This window comes from Lysinibacillus sp. COL-1 (assembly GCF_059814265.1).
On record NZ_JCAWSJ010000003.1, the window covers coordinates 786,569 to 801,843 of the forward strand.

The 15,275-nt window shown below is 32.9% G+C and carries 12 protein-coding genes and 5 pseudogenes; 14 read left to right on the top strand and 3 right to left on the bottom strand.

What is annotated here, in order from left to right; all coding sequences use genetic code 11:
- Positions 1 to 127: 127 nt before the first annotated feature.
- Positions 128 to 1,768 carry a mercury(II) reductase gene (gene merA, locus AC6BKE_RS08175; RefSeq protein ID WP_002440486.1) on the bottom strand — a complete coding sequence of 547 codons (1,641 nt, stop codon included), beginning with the start codon at positions 1,766 to 1,768 and terminating at the stop codon, positions 128 to 130.
- Positions 1,769 to 1,796: 28 nt separating this feature from the next.
- A complete protein-coding gene (gene merR, locus AC6BKE_RS08180; protein ID WP_001863748.1) occupies positions 1,797 to 2,189 on the bottom strand; it encodes a mercury resistance transcriptional regulator MerR in 393 nt (130 codons plus the stop codon).
- 317 nt (positions 2,190 to 2,506) lie between these two features.
- Between merR and AC6BKE_RS08185 the strand changes: the two genes are divergently transcribed.
- The 4 genes and pseudogenes from AC6BKE_RS08185 (at position 2,507) to AC6BKE_RS08200 (ending at position 6,783) form a co-directional block, all read left to right on the top strand.
- Positions 2,507 to 2,836 carry a four-helix bundle copper-binding protein gene (locus tag AC6BKE_RS08185; RefSeq protein ID WP_009374082.1) on the top strand — a complete coding sequence of 110 codons (330 nt, stop codon included), beginning with the start codon at positions 2,507 to 2,509 and terminating at the stop codon, positions 2,834 to 2,836.
- A 452-nt stretch (positions 2,837 to 3,288) separates the two neighbouring features.
- A complete protein-coding gene (gene copZ, locus AC6BKE_RS08190) occupies positions 3,289 to 3,495 on the top strand; it encodes a copper chaperone CopZ (RefSeq protein ID WP_009374080.1) in 207 nt (68 codons plus the stop codon).
- Positions 3,496 to 3,576: 81 nt separating this feature from the next.
- Positions 3,577 to 5,997, top strand: a complete 2,421-nt coding sequence (locus AC6BKE_RS08195) for a heavy metal translocating P-type ATPase (RefSeq protein ID WP_009374078.1) — start codon at positions 3,577 to 3,579, stop codon at positions 5,995 to 5,997.
- A 167-nt stretch (positions 5,998 to 6,164) separates the two neighbouring features.
- A pseudogene (locus tag AC6BKE_RS08200) lies at positions 6,165 to 6,783 on the top strand (nitrite reductase).
- 86 nt (positions 6,784 to 6,869) lie between these two features.
- Here the strand turns inward: AC6BKE_RS08200 and AC6BKE_RS08205 are convergent.
- Positions 6,870 to 7,791: pseudogene (locus tag AC6BKE_RS08205) on the bottom strand (C40 family peptidase).
- Positions 7,792 to 8,081: 290 nt separating this feature from the next.
- On the opposite strand from AC6BKE_RS08205, the gene AC6BKE_RS08210 reads away from it, so the two are divergent.
- From AC6BKE_RS08210 to AC6BKE_RS08255, 10 genes and pseudogenes are all read left to right on the top strand, one after another.
- Entirely contained in the window at positions 8,082 to 8,897 is an 816-nt protein-coding gene (locus tag AC6BKE_RS08210) for a cupredoxin domain-containing protein (RefSeq protein WP_499856423.1), read from the top strand.
- A gap of 10 nt (positions 8,898 to 8,907) precedes the next feature.
- Positions 8,908 to 9,009 (top strand): annotated as a pseudogene (locus AC6BKE_RS08215) (plastocyanin/azurin family copper-binding protein); the annotation flags it as partial.
- Positions 9,010 to 9,746: 737 nt separating this feature from the next.
- A complete protein-coding gene (locus tag AC6BKE_RS08220; RefSeq protein WP_009374071.1) occupies positions 9,747 to 10,328 on the top strand; it encodes a YdhK family protein in 582 nt (193 codons plus the stop codon).
- Between the two features lie 192 nt (positions 10,329 to 10,520).
- Positions 10,521 to 11,450 (top strand): C39 family peptidase, encoded by a 930-nt coding sequence (locus AC6BKE_RS08225; protein ID WP_499856424.1) that lies wholly within the window; start codon positions 10,521 to 10,523, stop codon positions 11,448 to 11,450.
- A 50-nt stretch (positions 11,451 to 11,500) separates the two neighbouring features.
- Positions 11,501 to 12,034, top strand: coding sequence for a TVP38/TMEM64 family protein (locus tag AC6BKE_RS08230; protein ID WP_499856426.1), 534 nt, complete (start codon positions 11,501 to 11,503; stop codon positions 12,032 to 12,034).
- A 131-nt stretch (positions 12,035 to 12,165) separates the two neighbouring features.
- A pseudogene (locus tag AC6BKE_RS08235) lies at positions 12,166 to 13,705 on the top strand (multicopper oxidase family protein).
- Between the two features lie 682 nt (positions 13,706 to 14,387).
- Positions 14,388 to 14,672 carry a hypothetical protein gene (locus AC6BKE_RS08240; RefSeq protein WP_499856429.1) on the top strand — a complete coding sequence of 95 codons (285 nt, stop codon included), beginning with the start codon at positions 14,388 to 14,390 and terminating at the stop codon, positions 14,670 to 14,672.
- Positions 14,673 to 14,724: 52 nt separating this feature from the next.
- On the top strand, positions 14,725 to 14,823 hold the full coding sequence (locus tag AC6BKE_RS08245; RefSeq protein WP_499856430.1) for a hypothetical protein: 99 nt from the start codon (positions 14,725 to 14,727) through the stop codon (positions 14,821 to 14,823).
- A gap of 14 nt (positions 14,824 to 14,837) precedes the next feature.
- Positions 14,838 to 15,029 (top strand): hypothetical protein, encoded by a 192-nt coding sequence (locus AC6BKE_RS08250; protein ID WP_499856455.1) that lies wholly within the window; start codon positions 14,838 to 14,840, stop codon positions 15,027 to 15,029.
- A gap of 38 nt (positions 15,030 to 15,067) precedes the next feature.
- Positions 15,068 to 15,220 (top strand): annotated as a pseudogene (locus tag AC6BKE_RS08255) (heteromeric transposase endonuclease subunit TnsA); the annotation flags it as partial.
- Positions 15,221 to 15,275 lie beyond the last annotated feature (55 nt).

Below are 15,275 nucleotides of genomic sequence, written 5' to 3' on the forward strand. Positions count from 1 at the left end.
GGTATCAATTATAGATTTGATGTCGAAATCATCAGTGTTAAATTATTTTTGTGACCACAAATGCACTTAGAAAATCCCTTAAAGCATTAGCTGGTTCACTTGAATAGGGAGTTGTAAAAAAGTTCCCTTAGCCTGCACAACAAGATAATTTCGAAATATCTTTATCGAACGTAAGTGCAGCTAATTTTAGCCCTTCAGCCATTGTTAAATATGGTGCTAGGGTTTCTGTTAAATCTTCTATCGTTAAGCCAAATTTAACAGCTAATGATGCTGCATAGATGACATCTCCTGCATTCTCAGATACAATATGAACCCCTAATACTTTTAGTGTTTCTGCATCTGCTACTAGTTTAAATACACCGGTTGTTTCACGGTTTACAATTGCTCTTGGAACAGCATCTAAAGGTAATACAGATGTCTTCACATCATACCCTTTCTCTTTTGCTTGTTCTTCTGTTAAACCAACCGTTGCAACCGTCGGATTCGTAAACGTAACAGCAGGAACTACCGATAAATCTATTTTTTTGTTTAATCCACCAATAGCATTATCAGTAATAATTCCACCTTCATAGGCTGCTACATATACAAATTGTGGTCCTAAAGTCACATCTCCTGCTGCATAAATCTTTTCATTACTTGTTTGACCAAAATCATTGATCAGGATTTCATTATTTTTTCCAGTTTCAACACCTGCTGCACTTAAATTTAAAGAATCCGTATTTGGTTTTCTTCCAGTGGCAACAAGTAACTGATCTGATTCAATGACTTCTCTACTGCCATTTACTGTTACGTAAACCCTTTTTATCTCTCCACTTTGTTCAACACGCTCAAAAGTTGCCCCTTTGACAAGGTTTATACCCTGTTCAATTAACGCTTTTTCAACTGACTCTGAAATCTCAGGATCATACTCCTTTAAAAGTCGCTCACTTCTTTGCATAAGCGTTATTTCTGAACCTAAATGATGAAATAGTTGTCCAAGCTCCATTCCAATGTATCCTGAACCAATTACAGTTAATCGTTTTGGTATTTTCTTTAACTCAAGAAGTGTTGTACTAGTTAAATAGTCCATTTTTTCAAGTCCTGAAATTTGGGGCAACGAAGGCGATGCACCTGTTGCAATTAAAAAGCGTTTTGCAGATAACTTTGCCCCATTGACCTCAACCGTACTAGCATCAACGAATTTTGCTTCACCTTTAATTAAATCAAAATTATATTCATCAATTAAATCCATATATTTTTGATTCCGAAGTTCGCTCACCAATTTATCCTTTTGCGTGATTAAACTAGCTAAATCCACTTCTCCAGCGGATGTTTGTAAACCTATAAACGGATTGTCTTTTGATAAATGATTGATTTCCCCTGCCCTAAGAAGAGTTTTTGACGGAACACAGCCAATATTCACACAGGTTCCCCCAACCGTTCCACGCTCAATCATTCCAACTTTTGCACCGTATTCTATAGCTTTAATTGCCGAAGAAAAGGCAGCAGCACCAGAACCAATAATAAGAAGGTCATAATTGTCTTCATTAATTAACGCCACGTTTTCTAGTGATGATACTTCTTCAATTTCTCCGGCTTGGTAATTTGCTTCATCAATCGCCTTTATTGCACTTTCAACCTCAATATCATCGGGCAGTTCAAATACTGCTTCACCACGACGATAACTAGACTCAATATTTTTAGCACCTATCTTTTCAAGTGCTGATTCTACGTGTTTTTCACAACCCGTACAAGTCATTCCTGAAATGTTTACCTTAAATTTATTCATAAAAAAGCTCCTTTCGTTAATTAATCTCTCATGTTAATGTTTCTATTATTGGACACGAATGTAATTGCTTTTCATCTGGACATCGTTGTTTTAAGTCGTCTAACATAGTTTCAATTCGTTTTAAATCCTCTATTTGTTTTTGCACTTCCTTTTGTTTTTTAGAAACAAATTCGAACATATCTTGACAACGAACTTCATCTTTATCTACAACACCAAGTAATTTATAAATCTCGCTTAAAGAAAAACCAAGTTCCTGTATTCGTTTAATAAACCCAACACGCTTAACGTCATCATATGAATATATCCGATAACCAGCTTCCGTTCGGTGAGGTTCTTGTAATAAATTTTTTCGCTCGTAATATCTGATCGTTTCTTTATTAACTCCACATTTATCTGCAAACTCACTAATGCGATAAATCATCTTATTTCACCCCATGAATATTATAAACCGTGTACCATAGTACACGGTCAAGTAAATTGGACTATTTTATTTTTTTCCCAAAGTATCACTCGTATGTGATTGATACTTTTATATAATACTATTGATTATCCTAACATCCCACCAGAAAATCCGATTTAAACACCAGTTGTTTTTAAACTATTAAGAAAGTAATTCCACTATATATTCCGAAGACCCGTTTAATATCAATAGGGAAGATTAGTTATGATTGAATGGGGTATATAGTAAATAGGAGTGGTTATAATAAGACAGACTAAATTAACAGGAGGTATTTAAAATTGAAAATGAGCTATGAAGAATGTATTAAAGCTTGTCTAGAGTGTATGAAGGAATGTAATAAATGTTATCATGAATGTCTAGAAGAAGATGATGTTAAAATGTTAGCGGAGTGCATTCGTACCCTTAGAGAATGTGCCGATATTTGTGCATTTTCTGCTAAATCGATGCAGTCTGGTAGTCCATTCGTAAAGCAAATTTGTCAATTATGTGCTGAGATTTGTCAGGCATGTGGTGATGTTTGTAAAAAACATGAACATCATAAACATTGCCAAGAATGTGCAGAAACATGTTACCGATGCGCTGAAGTATGTAAAAAAATGGCTGTGTAGAAGATTTGATTTTATAAATGAAGAATCAATGATAAATAAAAGTAATTCTTCTAACGCGAAAATGTTTTAAACTCTGCTTATTTAGGAGCAGAGTTTTTTGATGGACTGCTAAAAAATTTAATTAAGTCACAGTGTTTGAATGTTAAATAAACGTGATATTTAACATATACTGCATAATTAGTGACGCATATAGTAAATTAAAACACCACTTTACATACCTAACTGGGGTATGGTAACATGAATGTGTGTTTAGAGGAGGTTGATAATTTACGGTGATGATGTAATTACAAATTTATCGTTTAAAGAAAGCTTGTTTGATAATGATAAACTGCATTAAAAGTGATGAAGCCAATATAAGTTAAAATCACAATTCGAAAGTTAAAAGGAAATATAAAAAAATTATTAATACCCTTTTACATTTTATAAAAATATTTCAAAAGAGAGGGATTTTTATGGAAAATAGAATCTTAAAGGTAACTGGAATGTCATGTGGTCATTGTGTAAATACTGTTGAAAAAAGTTTAGGGAAATTAGAAGGTGTTGATCAAGTAAACGTGAATTTAAAAGATGCACAAGTTGAAGTATCGTTTAATGAATCCCAAGTATCGCTTGAGAAAATTAAGGAAACAATAGAAGAACAGGGATATGAGGTAAAATAATATTTTTGAGAGTGCATAAATGCACTCTCTTGTTTTCAAAAATATATACCCCTATTGGGTATGAGGAAGGTGAACAGCATCATGAGTAATACATTAAAAGAAGCGAGCATTCAGATCACAGGAATGACCTGTGCAGCTTGTGCAACTCGTATAGAAAAAGGTTTAAATAAAATGGATGGTGTGGAACAAGCGACTGTTAATTTAGCGCTTGAAAAATCATCTATTAAGTACAATCCAGCAAAATTAAGTGAAGAAGATTTCGAAAAAAAAATAGAAGCACTTGGTTATGGGGTTGTTAAACAAAAGGCGGAACTTGATATTACAGGTATGACATGTGCAGCTTGTGCAACTCGCATTGAAAAAGGGTTAAATAAGTTAAGTGGTATCTCTTCTGCCAATGTTAACTTAGCCCTGGAAAAAGCAATGATTGAGTTTAATCCATCTGAAGTGTCAATCGTAGACATCATTGCGAAGGTGGAGAAATTGGGCTATGGGGCTCATCAAAAGGCTGATGAACAGGAAACAGTGGACCATCGAGAAAAGGCCATTAAACAGCAACAACGAAAATTTATTTTATCGGCTATTCTTTCTTTACCGCTGCTTTGGACGATGGTTGGACATTTTTCCTTTACATCATTTTTATATGTCCCAGAATTTCTAATGAATCCGTGGATCCAAATGGTATTGGCTACTCCTGTGCAATTTATTGTTGGTAAGCAATTCTATGTAGGGGCATATAAAGCTTTACGTAATGGTAGTGCTAATATGGACGTACTTGTGGTCATGGGGACATCAGCAGCTTATTTCTATAGTGTTTATCAAGCGATTGTGACGATAGGGTCGCATCATGGTCCAAATCTTTATTTTGAAACGAGTGCTGTATTAATTACATTAATATTATTAGGTAAATTATTTGAAGCCAAAGCAAAAGGACGCTCATCTGAAGCCATAAAAAAACTAATGGGACTTCAAGCTAAAACCGCTATTGTTGTACGTGACGGTGTAGAAAAAGAGGTTCCTTTAGAAGAAGTTATCATTGGCGATGTTATTCTAGTGAAACCAGGTGAAAAGATACCTGTAGATGGTGAGGTAATAGAGGGAACAACAGCTGTTGATGAATCAATGCTTACAGGTGAAAGTTTACCAGTTGATAAAAAGCAAGGCGATCAATTATTTGGATCGACGATTAATAAAAATGGATTTATTAAAATGACAGCGACAAAGGTTGGTCGTGACACAGCGTTAGCACAAATCATTAAAGTGGTTGAGGATGCTCAAGGATCAAAAGCACCAATTCAACGCTTAGCAGATCAAATTTCGGGGGTTTTTGTACCAATTGTTGTTGGCATTGCAATTGTCACATTTTTAGTTTGGATCATTTGGGTTCGCCCAGGAGAATTTACACCAGCTTTAGAGGTCTTAATTGCAGTACTTGTAATCGCTTGCCCTTGTGCGCTTGGGTTAGCAACGCCAACCTCCATAATGGCAGGTTCAGGTCGTGCAGCTGAATTTGGTATTTTATTTAAAGGTGGAGAACATTTAGAACAAACACAAAGTATTGATACAGTGGTTGTAGATAAAACAGGTACAGTAACACATGGTAAGCCTGTTCTTACAGACGTTCTTTTAGATTCAGAGCAGGAGGAAGCTCGTTTTTTATCATTAATTGGGGCTGCTGAAAAACAGTCAGAGCATCCGTTAGCAGAAGCTATAGTACAGGGCATAGAAAAACGTGGCATAGCATTAGGAGAAGTTCAATTTTTTGAGGCTATTCCAGGTTATGGTGTGCAGGCAACTGTGTCAGGTCAAGGAGTTGTCATTGGTACACGAAAATTAATGCAACAATACGGAATCAATATTGATAATATTTTACCAACAATGGAGCAGTTAGAGCGAAACGGTAAAACAGCAATGCTTGCTGCCATTAATGGTCAGTATGCAGGCTTAGTAGCTGTTGCTGATACAGTTAAAGATACGTCAAAAGAGGCAATCCACCGACTACAGAATATGGGCATTACAGTCATTATGATGACTGGTGATAATGAACGTACAGCTCAAGCGATAGGAACAGAAGTAGGCGTGAATCAAGTTATCGCTGAAGTATTGCCTGAAGGTAAAGCAGACGAGGTGAAAAAGCTACAAGCACAAGGGAAAAATGTAGCGATGGTGGGAGATGGTATTAATGATGCTCCGGCATTGGCCACAGCAAATATCGGTATGGCCATTGGTACAGGAACGGATGTTGCCATGGAAGCTGCTGATATTACGTTAATTCGTGGCGATTTAAATAGTATTGCAGATGCTATTTTAATGAGTCGAAAAACAATGCGGAATATTAAGCAAAACCTATTTTGGGCATTTGCCTACAATACTTTGGGTATTCCTATTGCTGCAATAGGTCTACTTGCTCCATGGGTAGCAGGTGCGGCGATGGCATTTAGTTCTGTATCTGTAGTTTTAAATGCATTACGCTTACAAAGAGTAAAATTAGATAATAAATAACCCTTTAATTCAATTGTAAACTTTACTCTATTGGGTTTACTTATAAAGAAATACGCAATAGTTTAACTGACATAATTTAACTTACTATTTTCATCAGATAAACCATCCTTAGGTAGGTAAAGAGCAAAATAAATTAATTGTTTGGGAAAGTATGGAGGAAAATTGGTATGAGTAATGAAGATAAAAAAATTAAAATTGCCGTTAATGGGGGGAATAGAATTTGGGGCAAAACTAAATTCTAAACAACTTTTAACGATCACCAAATATATGGAAGACGACGCACAGCTTGAGTTAACAACCTTCCAACAACTCTATCTAGAAATTCCGGAAAATAAAAAAGAAGAAATAATTGAAGAATTCAACCGTGTTAATTTATCTTGTTATCCAGTTGGCAACTTTGTAAAGAGTTTGAGAACATGTAATTTTTGCAAAGGAGAAGAAGAAGAGGGGATGCCAGTAGCAAAAGAAATAAATAATCGTATAGCAGGAAAAGCTGTACCATTCACTCTTAAAGTTGCATACACAGGTTGCCCTGTTGGTTGCGGTGAACCAATGTTAAGTGATATAGGGATTATGAAAATTAAAGACCATTACAATTTATATGTTGGAGGAAAAGCAAAAGGGAAAGATGCAGAGGTGGGATCTTTGTTGCAAGAGAATCTAACACCAGATGAATTGTACGATAAAATAGAAAAGATTATAAATGTATATTCACAGAATGGAAAAAAACGAGAAACGTTTTTCAAATTTTTAAAACGGATAGGAAAAGAAGAGTTAATAAATTAGTTTTACTCTAAGAAGTTCTGGGAAGGTTATAATGGCGGCTCTGAATAAATGAGCCGCCATTTTTAATTTAAGTCCTCGAACAAAATTTATCGAGTTAATCGTTCTATAAAGATATTTAATTGATTTAATGTTACTTTGTCGTTTACGCCAAATGTGCCATCACCTTTACCTTGCGTAATCTTATTTGATGAAAGAACTGCTATAAAATTTTTGGCCCAATGAGTACTCGTTACATCTGTAAAATTCTTTGGTTCTCCTTGTTGTTCTAAATCAAATGCTTCAACTAAAACCTTTGCTAATTGACCGCGAGTAATCGGTGAATTTGGGTTAAATTTACCATTACTATCTCCATTAAAAATTCCAAGTTTTTTTAGTGCTACTATAGCTCCAGCTTGTTCAGAAGATGATTTAACATCAGGGAAACTTGAGTTTGTATCACTTGTATCTAATGCTAAAGCTTTAGCAAGCTGTATGGCTACTGCTCCACGTGAGGCATAAATGGAAAAGTCTATCTCTTCACCTTTAACTTCTGCTTGAGCTATTTCATTTGTAGTAAAGTTTGCAATACGTTTTGCACCTATATAACGAGAACCCCAATAGTAAGGATCGTTTAATTTATCAATTCTAACACCCGAACTTGGAGTAGCTGATATAAAATTACCATTCTCTATGTATATTCCAACGTGAGATATGCCGTTGCCTGAAGTATTCAAAAAATACGAGGTCACCTGCTTTTAAACTATCTTTAGAAACAGAAGTACCTTGCTGATATTGGTCTTTAGATGTGCGCTCTAAAGAAATACCTAACTTAGAAAATATAAACTTTGTATATGCTGAACAATCTACACCTGTATTAATATCATTCCCACCATATTTATAAGGAGCTCCTATATAATCTTTCGCTGTACTCGTCAAATCAGTAACTGATGCTGCTTCAGCATCATTCATACCTATTCCTGAAAAAATTACAAATGACGCAAAAACCGGTAGTAACCATCTCTTTTTCACTAAACTTACTCCTTTCGAAAAGCAATCGCTTTTTTGATTAAAGTAAGAATAGCATGGAATAGAGATACTAAATTTTTCATTTATATTACTGATTTGTGCAGAATATTAAAATTGGTGACTTAATATACTCGGTGTAATCTCACTGCAATAATAACTAGGTGATGTTACTTGAAGATAAATAAAACTTAAATCAAGTAATAATAAAATAAATACTCTCTTTCGAGCATACCTATATAAGGTATACGGTGTGTATTTTAGACAGGCTAATTAAATTGTTAAAGGATGGATATGTGGGATTTTATCAAATGTTTGTCTTAGTATCACTAATGTTTTTATTGTTAATTGTCATAATGGTTTCAAGAATTATGAAAAAGACTATTAAGCCTATGCAAGGTATGACTATTTCAATGTTTTTTAGTATGAATGTAGGGCTAACATTAGGAATACTTTTTGGAGTTACCTTTCAAGGGAACTTGTTTTACTCAACGATTATTTCAATTATTCTCGGTGCAAGCATTGGCTTTTTAAGTGGTTGCAACTTTGGATTATTACCTATGTTAGAAGGTTTAATGGCAGGTTTAATGGCTGGTATGATGGGGGCAATGTTAGGTGAAATGGTGGATGGCCGGCAATCCATTGTATTAATAAGAATTTTTCTGTTGCTATCAATTTTCACTATTTTTTTATTTGCGCTACTTCCAAGTAAAAGTCAAAAAACATTCCAAAGTCAAATGGGCTTTTTAACACCCTTCTTCTTTTCGGTTTTTATACTCTTCTACTTTTTTGGGGGCATTCCTTTTGCCGAAAAACAAATAAACTTTATTAAAGACTCTTCTTTAGTGGATCATAATCTACACTCGAACGCTCAAAATAAATTAGAAAAGAAAGAGATTAAGATTATTTCTATAGAAACAGAAAATATGAAGTATTCGCCCTCTGAAGTAATTTTGGAGAAGAATCAACCGGTTTCATTAGAATTAATTAATAAAGATAATATAGAACATGATATTGAAGTTACAATACCAACATCAAATACTATTAGTAGTAATAATCATGTACATCACAAAAAGGAGGAGAATATGATTCTATCTCCATGTTGGGCCTAAAAATACAGAAAAAATGAGTTTTACTCCCATTAATACAGGAGAATATCAATTTGTTTGTACTATTCCAGGACATAAGGAGCTTGGTATGGTTGGCAAGTTTATAATTAAGTAATTAGCTTTGATTTTGTAATTGATATACAAATGGAGTTGTCAAATTAAATACAATGATACTTATTTGAAAATGCCCAGTTATTATTAACAGGGCATAAGGTATATCTATATATTTAGATAAGCTCTATTTTTTGATAAATAAGATGACGGTGAAATAAAAAATGTTTAGTCTCAAATAAAAGTAGGGTATTAATTTTGAAGCATATGGATATCAATTACAAATATTATTTTGCTTCGTTTTCATTACTTTGTATAATTTCGTTTACCATTTTTAATTCAGAAATCAAATAATCTATCTGTTGTTGCAAGTAACTTGATGGCGAAGAAAAATCGCTTGTAAATTGGCCATCTTCACTACTTACAGTCTTTAAGACATTCAATGCAATTTCCACAGTTAATGCAAATAATTCATCACCTAGTTTTTCAATAGATTCAATTAATAATTGAGAATCAGAAAATGTTTTAAAAGCTTCGTTATCAATGGTTATCTACTCCTTAAAAAATTGGTTAATCTCATTATATGAATTAATTTAAAAAAAGCTCCTTACCCCTTTTGCTGTTTCAACATTTTTCTGACAATCCAGGTTTTAAAAATGAATAAGGAAGGTATCTTTAAAATGTATATATTAAATTTTCTTGGTGATTCTAAATAAAGAAAAACTCGTATGAAATATCCCTAAAGTAAATTTATGATGATTGGGAATACAAAAATTCAAGCCTGCGAGTAGGAGGACTATGATGGAGAAAAAAATTATAATGAGTCTTGTTACTATAGTTGCTGCATTAATGCTTTCTGCATGTACAGGAAATACAAATAAGAAAGAAAGTCAACAAGAAATGCAGACAAATGAAATGGCCGAGAAAGATATGGAAGGTATGGACCATTCTGAAATGAATCCTAGTTCAAATGAACTTCCTGAAGGTTTAAAAGAAGCTGAAAATCCTAAGTTTGGAGTTGGGACAAAAGCAATAATTCATGCAGATCACATGAAAGGCATGGATGGAGCTGAAGCAACAATTGTAGGGGCATACGATACAATAGTCTATACTATATCTTACGCTCCTACAAATGGTGGAAATCGAGTAACAAATCATAAGTGGGTCATTCAAGAAGAAATAGAAGGTGCTGGTTCAGAGCCATTTGAACCAGGAACACAGGTTATTATAAATGCTAATCATATGGAGGGTATGGAAGGGGTAACTGCAAAAATTGATTCCGCAGAAGAAACTACTGTGTATGTGGTTGACTACACTTCTACTAATGGTGAAAAAATAAAAAATCATAAATGGCTAACGGAAAGTGAATTATCTTCTCCATAAAAATTAAATACTTAAAGATGTTCGACGAGTCAATTTTGACAAATTGGACATCTTTTTTAGTTTTAGAAATTCTATAATATCCTTTAATTTTAATCCATAATTTCTCCATAATTATTCGTTATATTCATTTTTAATAATATAACAATAACTGAGGAGGCGTGGGAAATTAGAAAGAGAGGAATTATCTTCACTTTGGGAGTATTAGTAGTTTTTTTAAAGGGTTGTACAAACGAAAATATCAATTCAAATAAAATAGCAGTTTTAACAGTTGAATATTTTAGTGGAGATCCACTTAATGATCTATATGTGGAATTACTCGATGAAGAAGGGAAAGAAATAGATTCAACAATTAGTTTGGATAAAGGTGAGGCAGAATTTTATAATTTACAACCAAATGAAACTTATACAGTAAAAGTAGGGAGTCCAGACAATTTTACAACAGGGATGTATTTAACAGAAAAAAAATTTACGTATACGTCATCTACACAATCCATATTGGTTCAAACATATGCAGTAAATCATAATAAAGGATTTGGAGTACCTGTAATTCTACAAAATCCTGAACTACCAAATGGGTGTGAAATAACTACTCTTACAGCAGTACTTAATTACTATGGTGCAGAAACATCTAAATTAGAAATGGATCAAAATTATTTACCTAAACAATCTTTTGAATACAAAATGAAAAAAAAGTATGGGCCAAATCCTAATCAAGCATATGGCGGCGAGCCAAGTAATCTAGAAACGGGTACATATGTTTTTGCCGAACCAATTGTCAAAGCAGCTAATAATTTTATCACAGAGAGAAAGTTAGATTTACAAGCAAAAAATATTAGTGGAAGAACAATAAAAGAAATAACAAATTATATTAGACAGGGAATACCAGTTATTACATGGGTAACATTGGACCTCTCACCACCAAAGGTTAAAGGGGGATGGATTATTGAAGAAACAGGTGAATACCATCAAATGCTACAAAATTTACATACAATGGTACTATTATCTGTGGGAGATGCTACTGTGGAAGTAATGGATCCACGTAAGGGAATTATAACATTGGATAAGGGAGCATTTTTTAATAGTTATGAAGCATTAGGCGAACAGGCAGTTGTTGTTTATTAACAATAGTTCATTATATGCAAGTAATAGGTTAAAAAAGATAGCGTTTAATCATGGAAGAAAAATTACTTCATTTACTAGAACAATCTGGATTATTTGCAATTTTGGTTAGTTTAATGATAAATACTTTGGTTAGTATTATAGGTGTACTACCAAGTGTTTTTGTTACAGCCACTAACCTTGTGTTTTTTGGAGTATACAACGGTTTGCTGATTTCTATTATCGGTGAATCAATTGGTGCAGTTATTAGCTTTATTTTATATAGAAAAGGAATCAATAAATGGAAAAGACCGTTCGTATTGCACCCTAAACTTTTAAAATTAAAGGAGTTGGAAGGTTCTGATGCATTTTGGATAATTGTCAGTTTAAGGATTTTACCTTTTATGTCATCAGGTCTTGTGACTTTTACTAGTGCATTTTCTAAGGTGTCTTTAGGCACATTTACGCTTGCTAGTACGATTGGAAAAATACCAGCTTTAATCTTTGAAGCAGTTGCAGTATATTGGTTTTATGCAAGTAAATTTAATATGGAAAATTGTAATAAGTATCTTATTAATTTCAATTATCATTTTGATTTGGAAAGTTAAGAAATAAAAAAAGTTATTCAAAGTTTTCTTAGATAGAGTGGTTAATATTTGTATCATTTAATTTCAAATCCATAAATTCTCCATATTTATTTGTTATAGTGCCTATGTAAAGAATAAAAGGAGGAAACATAATGAAATCTAAACTTTTGATTACTTCATTATTAGTAGGCGCTATTATAATTGGAGGATGTAGTGCGGGTAATTCGGAATCTAATAATAATTCAAATAGGATCATTCTGATAATATTGCTGGTATGGACCATTCCAATATGAGTGATGAAGAAATGAAAAACATGGAGGGTATGGATAATAAAGATAGTAGCATGGAAAATGGTCATGCGAGTCATAACAATCCATTAGCATTAAATAATTCAAATGGGGAAAATGAGCTTGCGCTCCCACCTATTATTGAACCTAAAAATGGAATTGTTGATATTACTGCTCAACAAGGAACAACAGAAATCTTTAAGGAAACTAAACAGAGACATGGATATAATGGTTCCTTTTTTAGGGCCAATCATTCGTATTAATAAAGATCAAACGGTAACGTTTAGAACTAAAAATCTTTTATCTGAACCAACAACATTTCACTGGCATGGATTAGAAATCCCTGGAAATGGTGATGGCGGCCCACATCAAGTCCTAGAGCCAGGTGTAACAGAAGATGTAAATTTTACAGTTAATCAGGGAGCATCTACGCTGTGGTCCATCCACATCCAGAAGGTGCTACAGCAGAGCAAGTATATAAAGGTTTAGCTGGTTTTAAATTTATATAGATGATGAAAACTCACAAGAAATCAATGTACCAAATGAATATGGTGTGAATGATTTTCCATTAGTATTCCAAGATAGACAATTTACTGAAGAAAAGCAATTAAATTATCCAAGCAGTCCTTAATGAAGATGGTACAATTGGAGATACTTTATTAATTAATGGTACGTTGAATGCTAAACTTACAGTTGGTAAAGAAAAAGTAAGACTTCGTTTATTAAACGGTTCTAATGCTCGTAATTATACTTTTAAATTGAATACCGGAGATACATTCCAACAAATTGCTACTGATGGTGGTTCTTTAAATCAACCAACTGATATGAAAGAAATTACCTTAACACCAGGTGAGCGAGCAGAGGTAATAGTGGACTTTTCAAAAATGGATGACAAGACTGATATAGCATTAATAAATGATGAAGGTACTACCCTTTTACCATTTAAAATTGAACAAAAAGACTACAAGTTACAAGTAAAATTTCAGAAAAATTAAATGATTTTAGTGTTACTGAAGAAGAGAAAAATTTACCAGTTTCTAAGAAGCTTGAACTATTTGGTACTGGGGACAATGGTTTCTATAAATGGAAACCAGTTTGATATGAATCGCATTGATTTCACTCAAAAGCAGGGTGAGACTGAAATTTGGGAAATTTATAATAAACCTGATATGATGGGTGGTATGACACATCCTTTCCACATACATGGCACTCAATTTAAAATCGTGTCGATTGATGGTCAAGAACCTCCTTTAAATTTAAAAGGGTGGAAGGATACTGTTCAATTGAAGCTGGTCAAACAGTTAAATTAGCAGTGAAGTTTAATAATAAGGGCATATACATGTTCCACTGCCATGTCCTTGAACATGAAGAAAATGGTATGATGGGGCAAGTTGAAGTAAATTAAATATAAATAGATTATTAAAACCTCCAAATACCATGGAGGTTTTTTCATTGTTTCTATTACATAACTCTTATATCTAGGGTTATTGGTCGTGGTTCATATTAAATAACCTACCTTATAGAAATACTCAATCTTTTTCTAAAATTTCAATTGAAATTTTTAACAACTTAACAACATTTTTATTTAGTTAATACAAAAGAATACCTTAATGATTTTATGTATTTTTTGTCCCTTTAATGGAAATGAATATAAATAAAATGAAAGGTAATATTTATGGAATTTTATAAAGAGATTGAAATCTACTGTTATAAGTGTCGTAAAAAGACCATTTTTACATGTAAGGATTTGCATAATAAAATCGGTGTTGACAGTCATTGTAGTGAGTGTATTGGGATTTGGTTTGAATGGCAAAATCGAGCGGTAGAAAGAGAATTGGAGAAGTGGATTGTATATAATCAAGGGCTGTTAAAAACATAATGTGAATCGAAGAAAGTATAGTATTTTTCTTACTAAAATTAACTAGCAACGTCCACTCTTTAAAGGACGTTTTTTATGTGTAAACGATTGTAATATAAATACTTTTATAAAATGGAATAAATTAAACTACAAGTAAGTCAAAAAGTTATAATAATTTTAGAAATTATTTTTTTAAAAACCATAATTATGTCATGAGGCGGTGCTTTACATGTCTAAAAGGAAATACGGTTGGTCTGAGAAAAAAAGAAATGACTATATTAAAGAAGGACGAGGTCAAGGGGAACTATCAAATTATATACCTTGGATTAAAATACAAGATATATCGTCACAAGGAAATGCTTCTCGATTAATAGGGTGGACCGCGAAGAGACAGCATGAATTGTTGTCTAACTTGGAAAGAGACTTTTTCTTCTTATTAGATTGGGAAGATACAGTGGTAGACATAAGTGAACAGTTTCCTTTAAATGTTGAAACAACTATTCGTATAGCTTGAAGAGAAAGGAATTAAGCACTCTAAAGATAATAGTTCAGGTATACCGATAGATATGACAACAGATTTCTTTATAACAGTAGTAAAAAACTCTGAAAGAAAATATATCGCTAGAACTGTAAAACCAAGTGAACAAGTTAAAATAAACGAGTAATTGAAAAGTTTGAAATTGAACAAGAGTATTGGGAGATACAAGGAATAAGTTGGGGGGTCATAACTGAAAAGGAAATTCCTAAACAACTAGCAAACAATATTCTATGGATACATAAATCTTATTATTTAGCAGAAGAAGATATAAGCTATTCTACTTTATTATTGCATTTATTGATTAAAAAAAAGATAGCGAAGAGAGTTTATTAGTAGTTTGTAATAAATTTGATGAGGATTATAACTTAGAAACAGGCTCATCTTTAAGTTATATAAAACATTTTATAGCTCGAAAATATATTTCGATTGATATGAGTAAGAAAATTAACCCAAGCAATCTAACTTTAGATCAAATTATTATGAATGTTTCTAAGGAGGATAACATTGATTACAATATCAGTTAATGAATTAATTAAAGACTTGACGTGTAATAAAGTATATCGTCTACTTTGGATTGAT

Coding starts and splice junctions, on each gene's coding strand:
- merA (WP_002440486.1), bottom strand. CDS start 1,768: ATGAATAAATTTAAGGTAAACATTTCAGGAATGACTTGTACGGGTTGT.
- merR (WP_001863748.1), bottom strand. CDS start 2,189: ATGATTTATCGCATTAGTGAGTTTGCAGATAAATGTGGAGTTAATAAA.
- copZ (WP_009374080.1), top strand. CDS start 3,289: ATGGAAAATAGAATCTTAAAGGTAACTGGAATGTCATGTGGTCATTGT.
- AC6BKE_RS08195 (WP_009374078.1), top strand. CDS start 3,577: ATGAGTAATACATTAAAAGAAGCGAGCATTCAGATCACAGGAATGACC.
- AC6BKE_RS08220 (WP_009374071.1), top strand. CDS start 9,747: ATGGAGAAAAAAATTATAATGAGTCTTGTTACTATAGTTGCTGCATTA.
- AC6BKE_RS08230 (WP_499856426.1), top strand. CDS start 11,501: ATGGAAGAAAAATTACTTCATTTACTAGAACAATCTGGATTATTTGCA.
- AC6BKE_RS08240 (WP_499856429.1), top strand. CDS start 14,388: ATGTCTAAAAGGAAATACGGTTGGTCTGAGAAAAAAAGAAATGACTAT.
- AC6BKE_RS08245 (WP_499856430.1), top strand. CDS start 14,725: ATGACAACAGATTTCTTTATAACAGTAGTAAAAAACTCTGAAAGAAAA.